General features: G+C 51.2%; 22 protein-coding genes. 1 reads left to right on the top strand and 21 read right to left on the bottom strand.

Going from position 1 to position 22546, the window contains the following annotated elements; genetic code table 11:
- Positions 1-222 precede the first annotated feature (222 nt).
- From OCV63_RS07485 to OCV63_RS07385, 21 genes are all read right to left on the bottom strand, one after another.
- On the bottom strand, positions 223-1638 hold the full coding sequence (locus OCV63_RS07485) for an amidohydrolase (RefSeq protein WP_262670704.1): 1416 nt from the start codon (positions 1636-1638) through the stop codon (positions 223-225).
- Positions 1639-1652: 14 nt separating this feature from the next.
- Positions 1653-2483, bottom strand: coding sequence for an Mrp/NBP35 family ATP-binding protein (locus tag OCV63_RS07480; protein ID WP_158363229.1), 831 nt, complete (start codon positions 2481-2483; stop codon positions 1653-1655).
- 86 nt (positions 2484-2569) lie between these two features.
- Entirely contained in the window at positions 2570-4012 is a 1443-nt protein-coding gene (locus OCV63_RS07475; protein ID WP_158363228.1) for a TrkH family potassium uptake protein, read from the bottom strand.
- A gap of 12 nt (positions 4013-4024) precedes the next feature.
- The gene (trkA, locus tag OCV63_RS07470; protein WP_158363227.1) at positions 4025-5383 is read right to left on the bottom strand and encodes a Trk system potassium transporter TrkA; all 1359 of its coding nucleotides are present in this window, start codon (positions 5381-5383) and stop codon (positions 4025-4027) included.
- 15 nt (positions 5384-5398) lie between these two features.
- Positions 5399-5854 (bottom strand): DUF1653 domain-containing protein, encoded by a 456-nt coding sequence (locus tag OCV63_RS07465; protein ID WP_262670703.1) that lies wholly within the window; start codon positions 5852-5854, stop codon positions 5399-5401.
- A gap of 101 nt (positions 5855-5955) precedes the next feature.
- A complete protein-coding gene (locus tag OCV63_RS07460) occupies positions 5956-6408 on the bottom strand; it encodes an Lrp/AsnC family transcriptional regulator (protein ID WP_158363225.1) in 453 nt (150 codons plus the stop codon).
- 170 nt (positions 6409-6578) lie between these two features.
- Positions 6579-7523, bottom strand: a complete 945-nt coding sequence (locus OCV63_RS07455) for a TIGR03943 family putative permease subunit (protein WP_158363224.1) — start codon at positions 7521-7523, stop codon at positions 6579-6581.
- Between the two features lie 13 nt (positions 7524-7536).
- A complete protein-coding gene (locus OCV63_RS07450) occupies positions 7537-8607 on the bottom strand; it encodes a CobW family GTP-binding protein (protein ID WP_158363223.1) in 1071 nt (356 codons plus the stop codon).
- 76 nt (positions 8608-8683) lie between these two features.
- Positions 8684-9040, bottom strand: a complete 357-nt coding sequence (rplT, locus tag OCV63_RS07445) for a 50S ribosomal protein L20 (protein ID WP_158363222.1) — start codon at positions 9038-9040, stop codon at positions 8684-8686.
- Positions 9041-9091: 51 nt separating this feature from the next.
- Complete coding sequence (rpmI, locus tag OCV63_RS07440) at positions 9092-9289, bottom strand: 50S ribosomal protein L35 (RefSeq protein ID WP_087165851.1); 198 nt, start codon at positions 9287-9289, stop codon at positions 9092-9094.
- 80 nt (positions 9290-9369) lie between these two features.
- A complete protein-coding gene (gene infC, locus OCV63_RS07435; RefSeq protein WP_158363221.1) occupies positions 9370-9867 on the bottom strand; it encodes a translation initiation factor IF-3 in 498 nt (165 codons plus the stop codon).
- Between the two features lie 300 nt (positions 9868-10167).
- On the bottom strand, positions 10168-11316 hold the full coding sequence (locus tag OCV63_RS07430) for a M20 family metallopeptidase (RefSeq protein WP_158363220.1): 1149 nt from the start codon (positions 11314-11316) through the stop codon (positions 10168-10170).
- A gap of 90 nt (positions 11317-11406) precedes the next feature.
- Positions 11407-11886, bottom strand: coding sequence for a hypothetical protein (locus OCV63_RS07425; protein WP_158363219.1), 480 nt, complete (start codon positions 11884-11886; stop codon positions 11407-11409).
- 1 nt (position 11887) lies between these two features.
- On the bottom strand, positions 11888-12736 hold the full coding sequence (locus tag OCV63_RS07420; RefSeq protein ID WP_262670702.1) for a DUF3100 domain-containing protein: 849 nt from the start codon (positions 12734-12736) through the stop codon (positions 11888-11890).
- A 230-nt stretch (positions 12737-12966) separates the two neighbouring features.
- Positions 12967-14190, bottom strand: coding sequence for a PucR family transcriptional regulator (locus OCV63_RS07415; RefSeq protein WP_158363218.1), 1224 nt, complete (start codon positions 14188-14190; stop codon positions 12967-12969).
- A 52-nt stretch (positions 14191-14242) separates the two neighbouring features.
- Complete coding sequence (locus tag OCV63_RS07410; RefSeq protein WP_262670701.1) at positions 14243-14452, bottom strand: hypothetical protein; 210 nt, start codon at positions 14450-14452, stop codon at positions 14243-14245.
- A gap of 75 nt (positions 14453-14527) precedes the next feature.
- The gene (gene fdhF / locus OCV63_RS07405; RefSeq protein ID WP_158363217.1) at positions 14528-17236 is read right to left on the bottom strand and encodes a formate dehydrogenase subunit alpha; all 2709 of its coding nucleotides are present in this window, start codon (positions 17234-17236) and stop codon (positions 14528-14530) included.
- Between the two features lie 152 nt (positions 17237-17388).
- Positions 17389-19266, bottom strand: a complete 1878-nt coding sequence (locus OCV63_RS07400; RefSeq protein WP_158363216.1) for an NADH-quinone oxidoreductase subunit NuoF — start codon at positions 19264-19266, stop codon at positions 17389-17391.
- Entirely contained in the window at positions 19253-19744 is a 492-nt protein-coding gene (locus tag OCV63_RS07395; RefSeq protein ID WP_158363215.1) for a complex I 24 kDa subunit family protein, read from the bottom strand. Before OCV63_RS07395 ends, OCV63_RS07400 begins: the two co-directional genes overlap by 14 nt.
- Before the next feature lie 165 nt (positions 19745-19909).
- On the bottom strand, positions 19910-20509 hold the full coding sequence (mobA, locus tag OCV63_RS07390) for a molybdenum cofactor guanylyltransferase (RefSeq protein WP_158363214.1): 600 nt from the start codon (positions 20507-20509) through the stop codon (positions 19910-19912).
- Positions 20496-21419: an MOSC domain-containing protein gene (locus OCV63_RS07385; protein ID WP_158363213.1), complete on the bottom strand. Its 924-nt coding sequence runs from the start codon at positions 21417-21419 to the stop codon at positions 20496-20498. Before OCV63_RS07385 ends, mobA begins: the two co-directional genes overlap by 14 nt.
- A gap of 237 nt (positions 21420-21656) precedes the next feature.
- Between OCV63_RS07385 and fdhD the strand changes: the two genes are divergently transcribed.
- Positions 21657-22490 (top strand): formate dehydrogenase accessory sulfurtransferase FdhD, encoded by an 834-nt coding sequence (gene fdhD, locus OCV63_RS07380; RefSeq protein WP_262670700.1) that lies wholly within the window; start codon positions 21657-21659, stop codon positions 22488-22490.
- Positions 22491-22546 lie beyond the last annotated feature (56 nt).

Genomic DNA, 22546 nt, shown 5'->3' with positions numbered 1-22546 from the left:
CCTCCTTAATTTTCTGATCTCATTTTACAATCCACAAAAAAGACATACAACTATCCATTTTTCTATCAAAATCCATAAAAATCATTTATATCCACTCAAAAAAATTCGCAACTCCCCATCTGGCGCCTTTGCACAGCAAACAGCCCCTCTTCGCGACCTTGAAAAACAGGGCCGGGACTATGTTGTTATCCAGTGTACAACATAGTCCCGGCCCGTCCATTTTTACTGCAACAACTCAACCGCAATTCCGCAGAAGGCCTTCACCCCATTGACAAGGGCTTCCTCCCAGAAATTAAACCGTTCGTTATGAAGCGTACCTGTGCAGCAGCTCAGATTCATAAAATAGCAGGACTGTCCGCCATGGCTCTGCACCCGTTCCGACATATAAGAATAATCCTCACTGCCTCCGGCTCCGCCCTTCTTCAGCCGAACCACCGGCAGATGCAAATCCTCCTCACAAACCTTCGCCAGCCGATCCGACAGCGCGTCATCATTGATTCCATTCATGGCTGCGCCCATGAGCTTCATCTCGCAGGTGCAGTCGTGCATTTCGGCCGCGCTGCGGATAATCCGCTCGGCATACTCCTTCATATAGGTATTGGCCTCCGTGGTCATGCCCCGGACTTCCATCTCCATGTGCGCATGCTCACAGATAATATTCCGTCCGGTACCTGCCACAACCCTTCCCACATTTACCCGGGTATCTCCCTTACCACTCCGGGGAATGGCGTGCAGATTCAATATCGCCGTAGCCATGGCCAACATAGCGTTTTTCCCTTCTTCCGGAGAAGCCGCCGCATGGGAGCCTTTTCCATAAAATTCCACATCATACTTTACAGTAGCCAGACTCTCGCCGTCACCGATTCCGATGGCTGCTTCCTTCTGCTCCAGTCCGCCTCCCATATGGGCGCCCAGCACATAATCCACATCGTCCAGATGTCCGTGCTCCACAATGGACTTCGCTCCGCGCACGCCTTCCTCCGCTGGCTGGAAGATAAATTTCACGGTTCCGTGAAGCTGTTCCCGCAGCTCGCAGAGAATTTTGGCCGTTCCCAGTCCTACCGTCATATGGCCGTCATGGCCGCAGGCATGCATGACACCCGTATTGCGGGACGCAAACCCCTCTTTTGTCGGATAATGTGCCTCTTCCTTGCACTCCAGCACCGGCAGCGCGTCCATATCAAACCGGAATGCCACCGTTGGTCCTTCGCCGCAGCGCAAGATTCCAACCACACCGGTGAATCCACCTTTTGTATCGGACAGATACGCAAGCTCTGTGCCCTCCTGGGCCGCCGCCTCCTCATAATGCCGGTCCAACACCTCATCCGCAGGCAGACCCATCCGCGCTTCATCCAGACACACATCGCGTCCCACCAGCACCTCGTCACAGCCAACTCTTTTCAAATAAGATGCAATGATAGAGGATGTCCGCATTTCCATCCATCCCAGCTCCGGATAGCGATGAAAATCCCTCCGGATCTTCACCAGCTCCTGTTTCATGGTCTCAGCCTTTCCTGTGATCTTCGTATAAATCTCTCTGCGCTCCATTCTGTTCCCTTTCTCTTTTATCTCCAGATTTTCGGGTATCCAAAAGGATTCGCCGGTCTTTCCCAAGTCCCGGCGAATCCTTTTCCACATTTCTTTTGATTTTCCTATTCAAAATCCACATCCAGATAAGGATTTCTCACCTTATCAAATTCACCCGCATCCGCAGCTTCGGCGAATTCCGGCTTCATGGGAACGCGTCCGATAATCTGCAGCTTCTCCTCACCTGCGATTTCCTCCAGATGGCTCTTGCCGAAGGGATAAAGCTTCTTTCCGCAGTCCGGGCACTCCAGCCAGGAATAATTCTCCACCACACCCTTTACCGGAATCTTCATCTGATCTGCCATACTCAGCGCCTTCTTCACGATCAGCTGTACCAGATCCTGGGGAGAGGTCACGACTACAATCTCGTTGACCGGCAGGGACTGGAATACAGTCAGGGGCACGTCGCCGGTTCCAGGCGGCATATCCACCAGCAGATAATCCAGATCGCCCCAGATTACGTCGGTCCAGAACTGCTTTACAATATTGGCGATGATCGGGCCTCTCCAGATCACCGGAGTGTCCTCTGTGGGAAGCAGCAGGTTCATGGACATGAGCTTGATACCATTCTTGGTAAGCCGCGGCTCAATTCCCATATCGCTGCCCTCTGCCGGACCGTGTACCCCATACATTCTCGGAATGGACGGACCTGTGATATCCGCGTCCAGGATACCTACCTGGTAGCCCTTCGCCGCCAGCTCATTGGCCAGAGACGCAGTCACCATGGATTTTCCCACGCCTCCCTTGCCGCTGACTACGCCGATAACCCGGCGCACACAGCTGTATTCGTTGCACTCTGCCTGCAGGCTCTGGGGCTGCTGCTCCTTTGCCTTGCTGGGACATCCCTCGCAGCTTGTCTTATCGCAGCTTGTATTGCTGCATGATTTTTCTGACATAATATTACCTTCTTTCCCTTTTATTTCTAAATCCTATTTTAACATGGAAGCCAGCCAAAGACCAGCTCCCCTGTTATGTGCTATTTTTAAAACTTCTTCCGCCAGGTCACCGGAGCCAGCAGCATCATAATCGGCAGAATCTCCAGGCGTCCTATGAGCATATCCAAACTTAAGATAATCTTCGAAAAGCAGGAAAACGCGGAGAAATTCTCCACCGGTCCCACCTTCGCCAGACCCGGTCCCACGTTATTCAGGGTAGTCAATACGGCCGTAAAGTTCGTGATAAAATCAAAGTTATCCACCGAAATCAGCAGTACAGACACACTTAAGATCACAAAATAGCAGATAGTATACACATAGACCCCATGGGTCTCCTCATCCGTCAGGCGCTTGCCATCCAGTTTTACCACATTGACTGACTTGGGATGCAGAATCTGCCGCATCTCCTTGGTGATGGTCCGGCCCAGAATCATAATACGGGACACCTTCATGCCGCCGCCCGTGCTTCCGGCGCAGGCTCCCACCACCATCAGAAGCAGCAGAATGGTCTTGGAAAACTCCGGCCACAAATCAAAATTTGCCGTTACAAAGCCGGTGGTCGTAATAACCGATACCACCTGGAAGGCCGCGTAACGGAAAGCGTGCAGCACGCCGCCGTACAGATTCATAATATTAATCGTGATCAGTGCAATCGCTGCCGCCACAATTCCCAGATAATTCCGCAGCTCCTCATTTTTAAAGAAACCCTTGACGTTCTTCATGAGCAGCAGGAAATACAGGTTGAAGTTGATGCCGAACAGCAGCATAAAGACCGTAATCACGCCGTCGATATAGGCACTGTTAAAAGCCGCCACGCTGGCGTTCCGGTCGGAGAAGCCTCCGGTTCCGGCTGTACTGAAGGTGTGAATCACTGCCTGGTACAGATTCATGTCGCCTGCCAGCAGGAAAATGACCTCCGCCACAGACAGCCCCAGATACATGGTGTACAGAATCCGCGCCGTGGTACGCGCCTTGGGTACCAGCTTATCGCAGGTGGGTCCCGGTATCTCCGCACGCATCAGGAACATGGAATTCTTATTGCTTAAGGGGATCACCGCCATGACGAATACCAGCACGCCCATGCCGCCCACCCAGTGGGTCAGGCAGCGCCAGAAATTCATGCACTTGGGCAGCCCCTCAATATCTCTTAAAATCGTGGAGCCCGTGGTCGTAAAGCCCGACACCACCTCAAAGAACGCATCCTCAAACCGGGGGATGCAGCCCGAAAGCAGGAAAGGCAGCGCGCCGAATACCGACCACAGAATCCAGGCCAGTGCCACGATAAGGAATCCCTCCTTGGCGTAAATGGCCGTATTCTCCGGCTTCCGGGAGCTCAGAAACGATACCAGGAGCAGGAGCATCGCAGTCAGCAGGAAGCTGATACCTTCCATTTCCCCATATAAAAATGACACAAAGGCCGGGAAAAGCAGCAGAAAACCTTCTATCAGAAGCATTTTCCCCACGATGTATCTTATCATTCCGTAATTCATAGCTTTCCCCCACTAGCGCATGATGTCCTGCAAATCCTCGAGGCCCTGTCCCATGGAAATGACAATGACACTATCGCCTACCTCCAGCGTATCATTTCCGCCTGGTATGATGGTACGGCGGTTCCGTACAATGCAGGCTACCAGATGGTTGCTCTTCAGCTTCAGATCCTTCAGCGGAATACCGGTGTACCTGGTTTTCTCCCGGATCCGGAACTCCAGCGCCTCGATCTTGCCGCCAATCAGCTTATATACCGTCTCCACATTGGCGCTTCCCATGGAATTCCGCATGGCGCGCACATAGCTGGTAATCGCGTTGGCCGTAACGTTCTTCGCGGAAACCACGCTCTCCATGCCCAGCTGATCCACCATGCTCTGCAGACCCTCGTCGTTGATCTTGGTGACGACCTTGGGTACATGACGGCTTTTCGCGTACATGGACATGATGATATTTTCCTCATCCATACCGGTCAGGGTTACAAAGGCGTCTGCCTTGGAGATTCCTTCCTCTTCCAGAAGCTCGTGATCGGTGGCATTGCCATGGATAATCGTCGCTTTGGGAAGCAGATCGCAGAGCTCCATGCAACGCTTCTCGTCCACCTCTATAATCTTGACCTGCATACCAAGCTCCAGAAGCTGGCTACCCAGATAATAGGCCACCCGTCCGCCGCCGCAGATCATGACATTTTTAGCCTTGCCGATGATACCCTTGGTAAGCTTCAGGAACTTCTCAATCTCCGGATGGGAAGCTGTGATGTTGATCTTGTCGCCGGGCTGGGGCACAAAATTACCATCGGGAATATAGACCTCCCCGTCCCGCTGCACCGCACAGACCAGCATTTTGATCTGATGCTTTTTATATAACTCGCTTAAAGAAAGACCATCGATGGAGCTGTGAGACGGATATGTCACCTCCACCAGCTCGACCCGGCCCTTTACGAAGGTCTCGAGCTTCGCTGCAGACGGGAAGATCAGAACCCGGGATATCTCCCCCGCCAGAGCCCGTTCCGGATTTACCGCCATACTGAGCTTCAGATCCTCCTTCAGCAAATCGATCTGATTATGATAAATCGGATTCCGCACACGGGCGATGGTCTGCTTGGCTCCCAGCTTTCTGGCCAGCAGGCAGCAGAACAGATTCATCTCGTCTGTAGACGCGCAGGCAATCACCAGATCCGCCCCCGGCACGTCCGCCTGACGCTGAATATCCGCGCTGGCTCCATCGCCCACCACACAGGATACGTCCATCTCATTGACCGCGTTTCTGAGCTTTCGTTCACTTTTGTCAATCAGTGTCACATTGTATTTTTCACCGGACAGCTGCATGGCAAGCTTATGTCCCACTTTTCCGTCCCCGATGATTACAATATCCATGCCTTTCTCTCCCTCTTATCGGAACCGATCTGTCTCGAAGTGCTCCATGGTCTTCAGACAGTTCAGAATCTCCCGGTATTTATCCCGGACAGTACCCTGTCCCAGCGTAATATCCAGAGACACTGCGATGCTCTCCAGAAGCTGTTCGTCCGCATAGGCTTCCCAGGCCTGAAACAGCTCCAGCTTATCCCGGTACGTCTCTGCGTCCAGAAAACGAAGCAGCAGCGGATTCATTTCCCTGGGCTCCTCGATCTTCTCAAACCGCCAGGTCTGCTCCGCCTCCGGATACTTCTCGTGATCTACCTCGCCTGCAAACTCCTCGTAGGGGCGTACCCAAAAGTCTTCCTCTCCATATAAAGCCTGGTATACGACCACCTTTTCTTCCGTATCCGCATCCCGCGCGATGGCTGTCACCTGATACTGGCCGCCTTTAAAATGGCGATAGTACTCGCCTGCTTTGATCTCTCTCACGGCAATTCCTCTTTCCCTTTTTCTGAATATAGATGCCCGTTCTATGAGCATATTCCAACTTTTACAAAGTGTCAAGTCTTTCAGACAAAAATACCCGGAGATTACACTTCTCCGGGTAAGACTGACACATCATTTTTAATTGTAGATAAGACATACAGAGTTTTGGTCCAGGATACGCCGGGCATCTCCTTGATATCCTGGTGAATCACCTCCAGACTCCGGGAGGAGTCGGTCACGATCTTCAGCAGATAATCCACATCGCCCGCGATATAATAGCACTCGGCCACATGGCAGTGCTTCGCCGCGGCCTCCGCAAAGTCTTTGCCGTATTTCGGGTGCTCCAGCCGCACGGAAATAAATACGGTCAGGTCGTTGCCCAGCTGCTTCTCGTCCAGCACCACCGTGTACTGCTGAATAATGCCCTTCGCTTCCATTTTCCGAATCCGCTCAATCACTGCCGATACGGACAGATTGATGGACTGGCTGATGGTTGACGCCGTCTGTCTGGAATTCTCCTTCAGACATTTCAGTATGCTTAAATCAATGTTGTCCATGCTTCTTCCTCCTCATCTGATCCGCCGCCCTTGCATTGGCTTATCTGCTTTATAATAAAAAGAAAAGGCAGTTTGCCTGTTGCAAACCGCCTTGTTCACTGATGGACTTATCTTATCAGAAAAAATATTTCCTGTAAAGTCCTAATTTACAAAAATTTTTATTTTTTCGCTTAGAAATAAACCATTTCTTCCTCGGGGGGCTCTGCGGACTTCAGGGCCTTGGTATAAAGCACCGGTCCTTCCTCGCCGGAATACTCATCCCTCTTCTCCACGTAGACCTTGGCCGTCACGGTCAGCCACTGGCCGTTCTTCAGCTTATCCACATTGTGGCTACGGCACAGGAAACCCAGGAATACCGTATCGTCGGCACAACAGGTCATGGCCTTTCTGCCCGGCACGAAGTAGCCCGGAGTCATCCGGCGGGGCTTCATGACGCGGCCCTTGAAGCGGATGGTCTTGCCATCGTAGTGCTCCGGGTGATCCATGGCGTCCACATACCAGATGCCGTAGTCGATATCGCTGATGTCAATGATGTCCGCGTTCAGGTCAAAGGGAAGCTCGTCCTCAAACTCGAAGGGCTCGCCGCCCTCCTGCTCAAATTCCACTTGGGCCCGGGGATTCACGGCGCGGATATTGCGCTTGTAGGAAGCCGCCTTGGTGCCCTCTGTGCATCGGTCAAAGATGACCAGATCGGAATCCTGTACCATATCCATGAACAGGGACTTCATATTCTGCATATACAGGTCAAAGGTGGTGGCGTCCACCAGGGTGATATCCTGGGCCGGGAACCAGCCCTTCGGAAAATTCATTTCCCGGTACAGCTGCATGCCCCACATGCCGTTCCACTCAATCATGACCTGGCTGGGCTTATACTTTTTCTGGCAGTCCTCCAGAAATTCCTTCGTGAATTCCGCCTTGCCCTCGATGGTTACCAGGGTCGTATCATAGGACTCCAGCACATGCAGGTCATACTCCTCCTCGCCCTCTTCGCAGGCGATAAGCAGAGTCTTGCCGCCGTCGGAAAAATAGGGATCGGACAGGGTCTCCTGTATAAATGTGGTCTTTCCGCTCTCCAGAAAGCCATTTACCATATAAATCGGGATCTTGTTTGCCATAATTTCTTCCTCTTTACACTCCGAAGAGCTCTTTCAGTCCATCCTCATCAAGCAGGGAGCCGATGACGCAGAGACGGCCGGTGTAATCCGGATGTCCTTCGCGGATCTCATACTCCTCCGGTACGAAGTCGAACTCCATCCAGCTTCCGTCGGTGCTCTGGATGATACCCTTGGCACGTAAAATTAGGCCGTACAGGCCGGACTTGCTTAAGGTTTCCAGAATCTTCTCCAGCTCTTCTTTTTCAAAACGCTTCGGAGTTTCTACGCCCCAGCTGGTAAATACCTCGTCTGCATGATGGTGTCCCTCATGATCGTGATGATGGTGATGATCGTGGTCATGGCAGCCACAGGTGCAGCCCTCGCCGTGGTCATGATCGTGATCATGATGATGCTCATGGTCGTGGTGATCATGCTCATGGTCATGATCGTGGTCGTGATGATCATGCTCATGGTCATGATCCTCATGATGCAGGTCGCCCATATCCAGCTCTGCATGCTTCATAGCGTCCAGAATCTGTCTGCCATTTAACTGATCCCAGGGAGTAGTAATCATAGTTGCCTTCGCATTGTGCTCACGCAGCATCTTCACAGCCTCCTGAAGCTTTTCCTCCGTCATGCTCTGGGTACGGCTCAGTACGATGGTGCCTGCGTGCTCTACCTGGTTATTGAAGAACTCGCCGAAGTTCTTCATATACATCTTGCATTTCTTACCGTCTACGACTACCAGAGAGCTGTCGATGTGAACGTCCATATGGCCAGCCACATTCTGAACAGCCTTCATAACGTCGGACAGCTTGCCTACGCCTGACGGCTCAATCAGGATGCGGTCCGGCGCGTAGGTATCGATAACTTCTTTCAGAGCGGTTCCGAAGTCTCCCACCAGGGAGCAGCAGATACAGCCGGAGTTCATCTCGTTTACCTGTACGCCTGCCTCCTTCAGGAAGCCACCGTCGATGCCGATCTCGCCGAACTCGTTCTCGATAAGCACGATCTTCTCGCCCTTAAATACCTCTTCCAGAAGCTTCTTAATCAGTGTTGTTTTTCCGGCTCCCAGGAAACCGGAAATAATGGTAATCTCTGTCATTTTATTTTCCTCCAGAAAATCAACAAAGAGCGCTATGCGCAGCCTATGGCTGCATCATGCGCTCTGTTTCTTGGTCTTATGCCAGCTTGCTCTTAGCAACTTCTGCCAGAGTAGCGAATCCAGCCGGATCATTTACTGCCATGTCAGCCAGTACCTTACGGTTCAGCTCAACCTCAGCCTGCTTCAGTCCATACATGAACTTGCTGTAGGAAAGTCCGTTCAGACGTGCTGCAGCGTTGATACGTGCGATCCAAAGCTGACGGAACTGACGCTTTCTCTCTTTTCTTCCTGCGTAGGAGCTGGTCAGTGCTCTCATCACGGACTGCTTTGCTACACGGTACTGCTTGCTTCTTGCTCCTCTGTATCCCTTAGCGAGCTTTAATACTCTGTTATGTCTTTTCTTAGCGCCTAAACCGCCTTTAATTCTTGCCATTTCTTCTTTCCTCCTTGAAACTTCTCACTTCCGCCTGTTCTGTACTGAAACTTACAGATACGGCAGAATCTTCTTCATGCTCTTTACGTTGGTTGCATCCGTAATGGTAGCTTTTCTGAGATTTCTCTTTCTCTTCTGAGATTTCTTGGTTAAGATATGGCTCTTATAAGCTTTCATTCTCTTGAGTTTGCCTGTACCTGTTACTTTGAAACGCTTTGCTGCTGCTCTGCTTGTCTTAATTTTTGGCATTTTATATACTCCTCCTATCCTAGTATCCTTTTCCAAATTTCTATCAAATCATTGCCGCTTCCACGGTTGATTTCCATATTTTACTGACGCTTCTCTGCCAGAAACATCATCATCTGACGGCCTTCCATCTTCGGAGCCTTCTCCACTACAGCGACATCTGCCATCTTCTCCGCAAATACGTCGAGAATCTGCTTGGTCTTCTGTACATGGGCCATCTCTCTGCCTCGGAAACGTAAGGTTACCTTTACCTTGTCACCCTTCTGGATGAACTTCTTGGCAGCGCCCACCTTGGTATTCAGGTCGTTCTCCTCGATATTCGGTGACAGACGAACTTCCTTAATCTCAATGGTTCTCTGCTTCTTCTTGGCTTCCTTCTCTTTTCTCGCCTGCTCGTACTTGTACTTGCCGTAATCAATGATCTTGCAGACAGGCGGTTTCGCCGTCGGTGCAATCTTCACCAGGTCCAGTTCTGCTTCCCGGGCAATTTTCATCGCATCTCTTGCAGACATGATTCCAAGCTGCTCTCCGTTCGAGCCAATCAGTCGAATCTCTTTATCCCGGATCTGTTCGTTAATCATTAAATCGCTAATGGTAGTGCCCTCCTTCTAAGAAAGAAAAAACTAAAAAAGTGGATAGTCAGACTATCCACTTGAAATATCTTTTTACACGACGTATACTGATGTCGGTATCTTCGATACATATAAACCCGAGTCGCCTGTTGCGCTAAGGTGAGAGTGGATACTCTGCTTTCTGTCACCGTGCTATCTTATCACGTTTTATTTCCCATGTCAAGCGCTTTTTATAAAAATTTCCCCGAAAAAAACGGACCGGACAGCCTTCGCCGTCCGGCTCGTCTCTACTACCTTTTTTGGATTGGATTATTCGTTATATTCGTTAAATACGTCTAACGCACTCATCGCCAACAGCTTTACAGCCTGATGTAAGGTACGCTTTCCTTCTTCTCCGCCTGCTGCTTCAGCAAATTCCTTGGTATGTGTTCCCACATTCTCTTTCAGTCTTACATAGAACTGAATGGTCGGAATCTCATGAGATACGTTTCCTACGTCTGTAGAACCGATACCCTGGGTCAGATCACGCTCGATGTAATCCTCGCCGATGAACTCCATGTTCTTACGTACATAGTCAACCATTCTCTTATCGTTGCGGATATCCTTGACAACCTCATCTAACTGCTGTACTTCAACCTCTGTTCTGGTAGCGATTGCAGCACCCCTTGCGCAGTCCTTAATGATGTCAACCAACTCCATCATATACTCATACTCCAGAGCACGGATGTTAAATACAGCCTTTGCCTCTGCAGTTATGGTATTGTGCGCGGTACCACCCTCGGTGATGATTCCATGTACACGGCTGAAATCCTTGAAATGCAGTCTCATCATATCAACTGCGTGGAACATCAGCTGTACGCCGCTCAGAGCATTTGCTCCCTTCCACGGGAATGCTGCTGCATGTGCAGGACTTCCCTTGAAGGTGAACTCCAGGGTAACGCATGCGAAGGAAATATCATCCGGCATGGACGCCTCGGTCGGATGCATCAGAAGCGCTGTGTCGATTCCCTTAAATACGCCGTGACGAACCATGATAGCTTTTCCGCTTCCCTTTTCCTCAGCCGGTGTGCCTAATACCTTTAACACGCCGCCAATTCCGTGCTTTTCCATAACCTCTTTTAATACGATGCCGGCTCCTGCCGCAGAGGTTCCGATGATGTTATGGCCACAGCCATGTCCGATTTCCGGAAGACAGTCATACTCTCCCATCAGAGCTACGGTCTTGCCCGGTTTTCCGGTATCATATACTGCCTCAAAAGAGGTGGGCAGTTCAGAAATTCCACGTTTTACTTCAAATCCATTGCTTTCCAGAAGCTTACAGAGTGCTTCCTGAGCCTTGTATTCCTTGAACGCCAGCTCCGGATTCTCAAAAATATAGCTACATACCTTCTCAAACTCTTCCTGTCTTGCATCTGCAAGTGTACTGATTTCCTGTTTTAATGTCTCTAATGTCTCCATATGCTTCTCTCCATTTCATTTGAATTTTATTATAACAGGAAATCCTCGCAGGATTTCCTGTTACTGTTCAAAATTTCACAAAATGTTATATTAAATCAGTCCCTTTGCAGCCAGAATAATATTGGAAATTGCTGCGGAACCAAAATAGGTAGACGCCATAACTACGAAAGAAATAATTACAATCTTCCAGCTCAGCTTCTTGAATACCTCCAGCTGCTCTCCTACCGCGATTCCCGCGAAGCTCAGCAGCGGGATTCCCACCAGACCGAAGCTGTATGCGCTCATCAACTCAACGATCGTATCGGAAAGCGGGGAGATCGGCAGTGTTAAAACAAATGCCACCAGGGTAGCCCACGCAAATCCCGGAAGATTCGGTTTCTTTACCACGTTCTTCAGAACGATTGCGATTGCAACCATGATAAAACTTACTACGGTTGACTTCAGCAGACCCGGAAGCGGGGTTCCCATAGAAACCATATGAACCACAATGATGATTCCATAAATAACGACAATAATTTTAATCTGCTCTAAAATAGTTTCAAGCAGTGATTTTTCCTTTGCAGCTTCCATTTTATACCTCTCCCTCCGGTGCTTTCTTAAATACTCTCTGTCTAAAGCGCTCGATACCCGGATTTATGCGCTTATAATACCAGTTAGCCAGCGGTAATGCCACGAACATCTCAACATACACACCTGTTACAGCAGTCAGAAGTCCACTGGTTGCTGAATATGCGAGAATCTGCTCAGAGTACATAGCCGGGGCAGCACTGGTAAGGGCTGCGGTAGCTGCGTTCATCATGGACGCACTTCCCATTCCGGACGCCATAGCCAGTGCGAAGGGGTGGAATCCCAGAAGCAGGCCGACGGGTGCCAAGAAAGAGTAGAATAAGGTTCCGAATACACTTCCGCTGATGTAGGTTCCCAGAGTTCCCATACCTTCTCTGGACTCCAGACCGTACTTATCTCCGATAATTCCCAGCGCGGTATCACGACACAGGGAGAAGGTTCCACCAACCGCACTTCTTCCCAGTCCAATCAGCAGACCTAAGGGCAGCGCAATCAGCATAGTTGCCAGGTTACCCAACTCCTGCAGCAGCAGAGCCGGACCTGCCTGAAGCACGATTCCGACCTTCGGTCCTGCACTGATACCGAACATGATGCCCAGGGGGTATAAGGTCAGGGACAGTAAGTAGGGTGCACGGCTGATCTCAGCGTGGCCGATAACTTTCTTAAGCGGCGGGATTACTTTTCCCAGAAGTGAGGGGGATAATAAAATTCCCATAATGATAACCCAAATCATGGTCAGGATCTTTACATCGACTCCCATCACCTTGAATTGCAACGGTCCAATCAGCTCCGCAATAATGCAAAGGATAAGCGTTACAATCATACAATTTACAGTACCCGTTCTCTGTTTCACATCTTTTTCCTCCGTTTCAGTAAAATAATCTTCCGAAACCTCCAGTACCATGGGATCCAGGTTTCCAAAAGATCATTCAGCTCTTGCTATTCTTAGTATAGCACTGCTTCCTTTTCATGTCGACGCTCCCTGCGCACCATAAAACCCCTGTTTTTTTATGCACCATGCACAACGGTTCTCACTTGCAAATGATAATCTATACATTACGACGGAGTTTTTTCATCTGCCCTTTATTTCATAAATTTCATAATCCGGAGCGCAAACGCAAGCTCCAGGATGCTGTTGGGAGCAGACAAGTCATAGCCTGTCTGATTTTCAATCTTCTTAATCCGGTACATCAGCGTATTCCGATGTAAATGCAGCGCGTTTGCCGTCACATTCCTGGCTCCCAGATTGTTGACCAGAGCCTCCAGCGTCTCCAGAAGCTCTCTCTCATTCTCCTGATCGTATTCAATAAACGCGTTCAGCTTTTCTTCCACAAATTCCCGGCACATATCCTGCTTGCTGATTTTTTTCAAAATTTTCCAGAAACCGGCGTCTTCGATACAGAGCACCCTGGATTCCAGGTTCTGACATACGGCGATTTCCACCGCGTCCCTTGCGTCCTGATAGGCCTGTCCGAATCTTTTATAAGTATCCTCCGCCCTCGACACGCCTATGGTCGCCCTGTATCCTGTTTTTTCACAGATCTCCCTCTGTATGGCTTCAAAATAATCAGCCCCGATCTCCTTATCCCCGGTCCGCTTCAGGATACATTGAAAGGTGCCGTTGTTGGACAGGACAACCACCTGCTCCCCGGTAAAGGCCTCCCTTATCAGATTTTCTATCTTTTCAATCCGCTCCTGGGCTTCTTCCTCCCGAAGCTCATGCAGCTTCTGCTTGATCCGGTCAACCTCGATATAAATAATCTGATAAGGCGGCACGGGCCACCTCTGTTCCTTGATCCTGTAATTTTCTTCCTCGTCGTGGGCGATGTTGCCGGTCAGAAGATCCACAAATAACCTCTGATCCATTTCCCGCTGATTATATCGTTTAATCTGGGACTGCATGGAATCCATCAGATTATTCTGCGACTTGATAAGCGCCTCCATTACAAGATAATTCATCTCTATAAAAGGAAGATCCTCCGGCCACAGAATCAGCGGAAACTGCAATTCATCCGCCACCTTTATAGCCGCATCCAGGGAACAGCCGATGTATTTATATTTTGTCGCCAGGGCTGCCGCCTTGGCGTCGTACAAATCTCGGATTAACTGGATAATTTCTTTCTCTGAATTGCTATAGGTATATCCGGTTGTAATATAGAAGACATTCGGCCGCATCCACGCTTTCATATCCGGTATTTCCATACAGTCAACAAAACGGACTACACGGTCAAGCCCGCCCTTTCCGGCTGCCAGTGAGCATCCCTTCGTCTCAGCCAGCTCCAATATTTCTCTTACTTTTAAGGACACTTTCTACCTTCCCCCTCCAGATATCATTTAATGTTATATTATAACACAAATTTTACATTTTGGGTATGGTTTCCATTCTTTTTACCATTTCAGACAGACCGTCCGCCCATCCATACAGAATCACCCCAATCTGATTCATGGAACTTGCGTATTCCAGAATGGTCTCGTTATTCTGAAAACACATTTCCTTTGCCCGAAAGCAGACGCGCATTCTTTCTTGCTCTTCGGGAAGAATATCCGTAAAAAGCGTAATCTGTGCCATATCAATTCTCCTTTTTTCTATAAAACAGGCCGGGCAGCGATGCGCTGTCCGGCCTGTTTTGTTCTGTATATAAGGCTAAGCCTTCTCGATCTTAATCGCGCAGACCTTGTACTCCGGAATTCTTGCGTATTTATCCAGAGCGGCGTTGGTCAGCCAGTTTGCGTTGCCATCCGGGAAGTGGAAGGGCATCCAGCTCTCACCCGGTGAGGTCTTGGTGCCTACACGGGCGGTGGACTCAATACTTCCTCGTCTGGAGGATACGCGAACCCGGTCTCCGTTCTTGATTCCCAGCTTCTCCGCATCCACGATGTTCATCTCGATAAAGGAGTGTCCCTCAATCTCCATGAGCTCCGGCGTCTTACCGGTCATGGCGCGGGTGGTGTAATGATACAGGATACGTCCGGTCATCAGAATAATCGGATATTCCTCATCCGGAAGCTCCGCGGAAGGCACATACTCTGCCGGATAGAACCAGCCAAGGCCTCTCGAAAACTTGCCTACATGCATGATCGGGGTACCCGGGTGATCCTTGGTCGGGCAGGGCCACTGTAAGCCTTTGCCGCCCACCTCTTCGCTGTCCAGGCGGGCATGGCTGATGCCGCCGAAGCTGGGCGTTACAGAAGCGATTTCGTCCATAATCTCAGCAGCGGTCAGGTGGGGCTGCGGATAACCCATACGGTTCATCAGGTCGATGATGATATCGGTATCCAGACGCATCTCACCCGGTACGGTGATCGCCTTGCGGACTCTCTGCACGCGGCGCTCGGTGTTGGTAAAGGTTCCCTCCTTCTCCAGATAGCTGACGCCCGGAAGGATTACATCTGCGTACTGGGCGGTCTCTGTCATAAAGAGCTCCTGAAGCACGAAGAAGTCCAGACTCTTCAGCGCCTTGATAATGTGATTGGTATCCGGATCGGTCACAATCGGATCCTCGCCGTAGATATAGAGACCGCGAATCTCCTTATTGATAGCCTTGGGGAATACGTCGGTTGCATGGGTTCCCACCTCATGGCTCAGCGGAACGCCCCAGGCCTTTTCAAATTTCTCTACCACGCCCGGTGCGGCAACCTTCTGATAGCCCGGGAAATCTGTGGGGGAAGCGCCCATGTCGCAGGCTCCCTGTACGTTGTTCTGTCCACGAAGCGGGTTCACGCCGCAGCCCGGACGTCCCAGCTTGCCTACCAGCATTGCCATGTTGGACATGGACATAACGCCCTCGGTACCGGTGGAGTGCTCGGTTACACCCAGACAGTAGATAATCGGCGCGCGGTCAGCCTTGGCGTACATAACCGCTGCTTTTCTCAGCTCTTCCGGATCAATATGGCAGATTTCCGCCACCTTCTCCGGCGTATAATCCTTTACAATCTCCCGGATCTTCTCATAACCTTCGGTACGCTCCGCGATGAACTTCTCGTCCTGCAGACCTTCCTCGATAATGACATGCATGATACCGTTTGCAAAGGCTACGTTGGTACCCGGCTTCAGCTTCAGATGAATATCTGCCTTCTTGGCCAGACCGATATCACGGGGATCCACAACGATCAGCTTGCAGCCTCTCTTCACTGCCTGGCGGATCTGCATACCGACTACCGGATGCGCCTCCTCCGGGTTGGAGCCTACCAGCATAATCACTTCCGCGTTCTTCGTGATATCCTCGATGGGATTGGTCATGGCGCCGGAGCCCAGGGTCATATACAGACCTGATACGGACGCGGAATGGCAGACGCGGGCACAGTTATCGGTATTGTTGGTACCGAAGCAGGTACGGACCATCTTCTGTACCATGTAAATGTCTTCGTTGGGGGATCGGGAGCAGGCAAATCCGGCCAGGGAATCCGGGCCATACTGCTTCTTGATCTCCATAAATTTGGAAGCCACCAGATCCAGCGCCTCGTCCCAGGTAGCCCGCTCAAATTCTCCGGTTTCATGATTTTTGATCAACGGATACTTGATACGCTCCGGAGACTGGGCAAAGTCAAAGCTTCCGCTGCGGCCCTTGACGCAGAGCAGTCCCTTGTTGGAGGGGCCGTTATAGGCCTCTGTATCTACTACCTTGCCATCCTTCACCAGTACATAATACTGGCAGCCGGTCGCGCAGTGGGGACAGGTGGTCAGTACTTTTTTGTCGATCTGGTAGGGGCGGTATTTCTTTCTGCGCTTCATGGTCAGCGCTCCGGTGGGACAGGCCTGCACACAGTTGCCGCAGGACTCACAGATTCCCTCATTCCAGGTATTCTTATAATGAGCGCCGATGACGGACTGGAATCCACGGTTCATGGTATCGATGGCTCCGCGTCCTACGATTTCCTTACAGGTATTGACACATCTGTGGCATAAAATACACAGGCTGGGATCGTAGGTGAAGAACTTATTGGTATCATCGATAGGCGCGTTGTTCATCTCGCCCGGGAAGCTGGTCTTTTCTACGCCGTACTCAAAGCAGTAATCCTGCAGCTTACAGTCGCCGTTGGCTTCACAGGAGAAGCAGTGTACCCGGTGATCGGACAGCAGAAGATCCAGGGTCTCTTTTCTGTATTTTACAACCTTTTCAGACATGGTCTGTACTTCATCGCCCTCGGAGCAGCGTAAGGTACAGGCCGTATCAAACTTTGTTCTGCCATTGTTGGTTACTTCCACGACACAAAGGCGGCAGGAACCATCGGGCAGCACATTTTCCAGATAACAAAGGGTCGGAATCTTTACGCCTATCTGCTTGGCGGCCTGCAGAATCGTGGTACCCTTTTCCACTTCTACAGGGATTCCATCTATCGTCAAATGAATCATATCCATCCTCCTTTTATTACTGTTCACTACGTTCACAGTAATACGCTTCGCGATGCACAGAAATTACTGCGTAATTTCTCGCTTGAATAACTCGGGATTTTGGCATATATATGCCAAAACACCTCGCGGAATAGTATCTGTGAACAGTAATTTTATTTTAAAATGACCGCATCAAAGGCGCAGTTCTCCAGACAGGTTCCGCACTTGATACACTTGGAATTATCAATGACATGAGGCGCTTTCCGCTCGCCGGTAATCGCGTTCACCGGACAGTTGCGGGCACACTTGGTACAGCCCTTACACTTATCGGGGTCGATTTCGTATACGCGCATGGACTTACATACGTGAGCCGCGCACTTCTTGTCTACGATGTGCTCGATATACTCGTCCCGGAAATTCTGAATGGTACTAAGTACCGGAAGGGGAGCGCTCTTTCCAAGGCCGCAGAGGGATCTGTCTTTTACAAAATGGCCCAGCTCTTCCAGCTTCTCCAGGTCTTCCATCTCTCCCTTGCCGTCTACGATCTTCTCCAGAAGCTCCAGCATACGCTTGGTTCCGATCCGGCAGGGACCGCATTTTCCGCAGGATTCCCTCTGGGTAAAGCCCATGAAGAAACGCGCCACCTCTACCATACAGGTATGTTCATCCATGACAACCAGTCCGCCGGATCCCACGATGGCCCCGTACTTCTTGACGGAATCGAAATCCAGGGGAACGTCCAGATGCTGCTCTGTCAGACAGCCGCCGGAGGGACCTCCGATCTGAACCGCCTTAAAGGCCGCACCGGATTTCAGGCCGCCACCGATATCAAAGATAATCTCGCGAAGGGTCGTTCCCATCGGAACCTCAATCAGACCGGTATTCTCGATGCTGCCGGTCAGAGAGAAGGTCTTGGTTCCCGGGCTTCCTTCTGTACCGATGCTGCGATACCACTCATGACCCTTCAGCACGATCTCCGGAACGTTCGCATAGGTCTCTACGTTATTCAGAACGGTAGGCTTCGCCCACAGTCCCTGTTCTACGGTACGGGGCGGCTTTACACGGGGCATGCCGCGGTTTCCCTCGATGGAGGCTGTCAGGGCAGAACCCTCGCCGCATACAAAGGCTCCCGCTCCCTTATTGATATGCATATGGAAATTGAAACCAGTGCCGAGGATGTTCTCGCCCAGGAGTCCATTTTCCTCCAGTACGGCAATGGCATGCTTCAGCCGCGCTACAGAGTTCGGATACTCCGCACGCACATAAATATAGCCGTTCTCTGCGCGTACCGCATAGGCCGCCAGCATCATACCTTCGATCAGACGGTAGGGATCGCCCTCCATAACGGAGCCGTCCATGAATGCTCCGGGGTCGCCCTCGTCGCCGTTACATACCACATAGTGAACCGGGTCTGCCTGACGGGCTACCTGAATCCACTTCTTGCCTGCCGGGAAGCCGCCGCCGCCACGTCCGCGCAGTCCGGACTGGTCTACCTCCTCGATGACCTGATCCGGCGTCATCTCAAACATGGCTTTCTGAAGCGCGTCAAAGCCGCCGCTGGCTATGTATTCTTTTAAGGACTCCGCGTCGAACTTACCACAGTTCTTTAACACGATGCGGGTCTGCTTCGCGATAAACGGAATATCGTCCGGCCCCTTACAGACCTTGCCGCCCTTCTGATAAAGAAGACGCTCTACGACTTCATTGCCCAGAACGCTCTTTTCGAAAATCTCGGCGCAGTCGTCCAGCTGTACCTTCACATACTGAACCACATCCTGACCTTTCTGGATACGGACCAAGGGACCCAGCTCGCAGACGCCCTGACAGCCTGTCTTCTTTGCGCCCAGATGCTCTTTCTCATCGTGGGGAGCGAACTCCAGTGTCACGTCCGGTGTAGCTTTGGTAATCTCCAGGAATTTTTCGTAAATCTTGTTGGAACCTGTGGCGATACAGCCTGTACCGGAACAGACAAGGATCCGGCAGTCGTAGGAATTAAGCTCTTTTACCGCTTCCTCGTGAAGCTGCTGTAACTGTTCTTTATTCTGGATCAATTCCGGCACCTCCTCTTAACTGGTCGATCACTGCCGCCGCCTTTTCCGGCGTCATACAGGGATACACGTCTTCATTTACCATCATGGTGGGCGCAAGTCCGCAGGCTCCCAGGCAGGATACGGTCTCCACCGTAAACATCATATCGTCTGTGGTCTTCTTGGTCTTGCTTAAGCCCAGCTTCGCGTACAGGGCCTCCAGCACCGGCATGGATTTCCGCACATGACAGGCCGTTCCGTCACATACTTTGATAACATACTTTCCCTTCGCGTCGAAGGAAAAGTTCTCATAGAACGTCGCTACGCTGAAAGCCTTGGCCTCCGTCACCCCGATCTTGTCTGCCACATAACTCAGCAGCTCTCCGGGCAGATAACGGTAAGCTCCCTGAATCTCCTGCATAATCGGAATCAGTGAAGCCGGCTTTCTGCCGTACTGATCCATGATCTCATCCGCTTTTGCGTAATAGGACTGATCAAGCATACTATATTTACCCTCCTTACATTATTTTCACCCAACTGCAAAACGGCTGTAACCGTTCTGATAATACACTAACAGTATACAGCCATTTTTGTATAAAATCAACAATTATCTCCGTTACTTTTTTGTCATTTTTGTGCAATCGTCCTGTTTTCTAAAACATATCGGTTACTTATCACTAACTTTTTGCACAATCCTCCGATGATAATCCTCCGGGCGGTTGATATTGGCAAAGCTCTCCTCCGGCGCGGCGCTATCACAGATATCATAGCCGATCCGGTTCAGAAACGCGAACACTGAGCCCTTCCGCTCCCGGATCTCTGCCAGCATTTCATCCGCCAAATCCCGGTCGTAGACGCCTGCCAGGGGCTCTTCCTTTCCCCTGTGTCTGAGAATCACTGCCTTTTTCTGCTTTTCCCTGCTCCGGAGCACCAGTCTTTCCAGCTCTTCCACCGGAACCAGCGGTATGTCCACGCCCAGCACCAGAACCTGCCTTTCCCGCGCCAGACGGAAGCAGCTTTCCAGTCCTCCCAGCGGCCCCTTCCCCGGAAAACGGTCCGGCGTCACCGGAGCGCTGTAGCATGCTCCCCGGTAGCCGGACACCTGAATATCTGTGATTCCAAGCTTTCTGCCCTTTCGGATCTGACATTCCAGAAAGGTGCTTTCCCCGATGGGCAGATCACTTTTATCGCTTCCCATGCGGCTGCTCCTTCCCCCCGCCAGCACCACCAGGGAAATGCCTTCTCCCGGCCGCTTATTTTCTGGCACAGTTGGTGGCCTCCCCGGTCAGGATCTCCAGACCGTGCTGAAGAGAAGGCAGAATGTAGCCCAAAGACTCCTTCACTGCCTTGGGACTGCCCGGCAGGTTGATGATGAGCGTGCTCTTCCGGATACAGGCAGCCGCCCGGCTCAGCATGGCTCTGGGGGTAATGGTCATGCTGTAAGCCCGCATGGCCTCCGGGATTCCCGGGACCATCCGTTCCGCGATATCCATGGTAGCCTCCGGCATACAGTCCCGGGGAGAAAAGCCCGTACCCCCGGTGGTCAGAAGCAATTCCGCCACCTGCTCGTCAGCAATGCGCGCCATTTCTTTGGCCAGCATCTCCCGGTTGTCCGGCAGGAGAATCGTATGGACTACTTCGTATCCATTTTCTTCCAGCATTGCTTGGATGGCCGGGCCGCTTAAATCCTCCCGCTCCCCTGCGTAGCCGGAATCGCTGGCGGTCAGTACTGCCGCACGCATGGGGCGTTTTACCACCTGGATTTCATCGCCCTCAGAAATGACGCCGCCCTTTAATACCCGGGTAAAAATGCCCTCTCTCGGCATAATACAGTCTCCCATAATCTTGAAAATCTCACAGCCGTTGTGACATTTTTTTCCAATCTGTGTCACCTCCAGCAGAACCTCCCCGCACTGAAGCTGCGTCCCGACGGGAAGCTGCCTCAGATCAATCCCCTGGACAATGAGATTTTCCCCAAAAGCGCCCTCGTCCACCGGCGCTCCCTTTGCCTTGAAGTCCTCAATTTTTTCATAGGACAGCAGGCTCACCTGACGGTGCCATTTGCCTGCGTGGGCGTCGTTTTCCAGTCCCCAGTCCTCTATGACCTTTACGGAATGTACGTTTTTCTTCTGCGTACCCTTTTTCTCACTGATATTTACTGCCATGATCCTGCCCATGCTATCGTTCCTCCCTTATTCTGCCGTCTGCTTTTTCCAACGCGGACAGCCTCCAAATTCTCTGTCTTCTATGGTACCTGATCTCGGCCCACAGATCAACACTTGTTACAAATTAGACAATTTATTTTTTTGATTTTCTGGTAGTTTTTCACAATCACAGGTTTGACACGCCCGGAGTCCCCATGTATAATGGAAGCGGGGCAAAAAGCCCCACATCATTCAGGAGTACAACATTCCATGTATATCAATGAATTATACGACAAGCTTCCGCTTCTTTCCGCGGAGACCTATACCTATATCGGCCGGGACGGCAACTGCCATACCGAATCCGAACCGGTTCTCACAGAGCATATGCTGGACGTCTATCTGAACGATCGGCTGACCATGAAGCTGGTCTGTATTCCCCAGTATCTGACCGAGCTGGTACTGGGCCGCCTTCTGACCGAGGGAATCCTGGAGGACGCTTCTGATGTGGAGCAAATCTATATCTGTGAGCACGGACGGCGTGCCCGGGTGGTGCTAAGCGAAAAGGAACCGGAAAAAGGAATTTCCCGGGACTGTGAGGCTGACCGGGAGCCCTTTACAGAGCTTATGCCCTCCTGCTGCACCGGGAATCATATTTTAAATGATTATTTTCTGACCGGGAAGCCGGTAAAGCCAGTGACTCCCATTTCCTGGAAGGCAGAGCAGGTCTTTGATCTGGCCGACCGCTTCCACGCAGGTATGCCTCTCCATGGACAGACCTGGGCCACCCACAGCTGTTTTCTGGCAAAGGACGGCCAGCTTCTCTTCCAATGCGAGGATATCGGCCGGCACAATGCCCTGGATAAAGCCATTGGCTATGCCCTGCGTCACGGGATTCCTCTTTCCCGGTGCATGGTCTATTCCAGCGGCCGGATTCCCACAGACATGGCCATGAAAGCCATCCGGGCCGGGATCCCCATTCTCGCAAGCAAGGCCTCGCCCACAGCGGAAGCCATCGCGCTGGCGAAAGAATACGGCCTCACCCTGGTCTGCGCGGCAAGGCGGGACCGGATGAAGCTGTTCGCCGGGACGAAGTCAGAAGTCTGAGAAGCGGGCCATCTTCTTTTAGGAAAAATCAATTTGTAAATTATTCCTATTTTAAA

Origin of the sequence: Laedolimicola ammoniilytica (genome assembly GCF_025567165.1) — a bacterium.
GTDB lineage: Bacteria > Bacillota > Clostridia > Lachnospirales > Lachnospiraceae > Laedolimicola > Laedolimicola ammoniilytica.
Note: the sequence above shows the minus strand (reverse complement) of the source record. Positions and strands in the feature narration are given on the sequence as shown.

Coding starts and splice junctions, on each gene's coding strand:
- OCV63_RS07485 (WP_262670704.1), bottom strand. CDS start 1,638: ATGTGGAAAAGGATTCGCCGGGACTTGGGAAAGACCGGCGAATCCTTT.
- OCV63_RS07480 (WP_158363229.1), bottom strand. CDS start 2,483: ATGTCAGAAAAATCATGCAGCAATACAAGCTGCGATAAGACAAGCTGC.
- OCV63_RS07475 (WP_158363228.1), bottom strand. CDS start 4,012: ATGAATTACGGAATGATAAGATACATCGTGGGGAAAATGCTTCTGATA.
- trkA (WP_158363227.1), bottom strand. CDS start 5,383: ATGGATATTGTAATCATCGGGGACGGAAAAGTGGGACATAAGCTTGCC.
- OCV63_RS07460 (WP_158363225.1), bottom strand. CDS start 6,408: ATGGACAACATTGATTTAAGCATACTGAAATGTCTGAAGGAGAATTCC.
- OCV63_RS07455 (WP_158363224.1), bottom strand. CDS start 7,523: ATGGCAAACAAGATCCCGATTTATATGGTAAATGGCTTTCTGGAGAGC.
- OCV63_RS07450 (WP_158363223.1), bottom strand. CDS start 8,607: ATGACAGAGATTACCATTATTTCCGGTTTCCTGGGAGCCGGAAAAACA.
- rplT (WP_158363222.1), bottom strand. CDS start 9,040: ATGGCAAGAATTAAAGGCGGTTTAGGCGCTAAGAAAAGACATAACAGA.
- rpmI (WP_087165851.1), bottom strand. CDS start 9,289: ATGCCAAAAATTAAGACAAGCAGAGCAGCAGCAAAGCGTTTCAAAGTA.
- infC (WP_158363221.1), bottom strand. CDS start 9,867: ATGATTAACGAACAGATCCGGGATAAAGAGATTCGACTGATTGGCTCG.
- OCV63_RS07430 (WP_158363220.1), bottom strand. CDS start 11,316: ATGGAGACATTAGAGACATTAAAACAGGAAATCAGTACACTTGCAGAT.
- OCV63_RS07425 (WP_158363219.1), bottom strand. CDS start 11,886: ATGGAAGCTGCAAAGGAAAAATCACTGCTTGAAACTATTTTAGAGCAG.
- OCV63_RS07410 (WP_262670701.1), bottom strand. CDS start 14,452: ATGGCACAGATTACGCTTTTTACGGATATTCTTCCCGAAGAGCAAGAA.
- fdhF (WP_158363217.1), bottom strand. CDS start 17,236: ATGATTCATTTGACGATAGATGGAATCCCTGTAGAAGTGGAAAAGGGT.
- OCV63_RS07395 (WP_158363215.1), bottom strand. CDS start 19,744: ATGCTTGATCAGTCCTATTACGCAAAAGCGGATGAGATCATGGATCAG.
- OCV63_RS07385 (WP_158363213.1), bottom strand. CDS start 21,419: ATGGGCAGGATCATGGCAGTAAATATCAGTGAGAAAAAGGGTACGCAG.
- fdhD (WP_262670700.1), top strand. CDS start 21,657: ATGTATATCAATGAATTATACGACAAGCTTCCGCTTCTTTCCGCGGAG.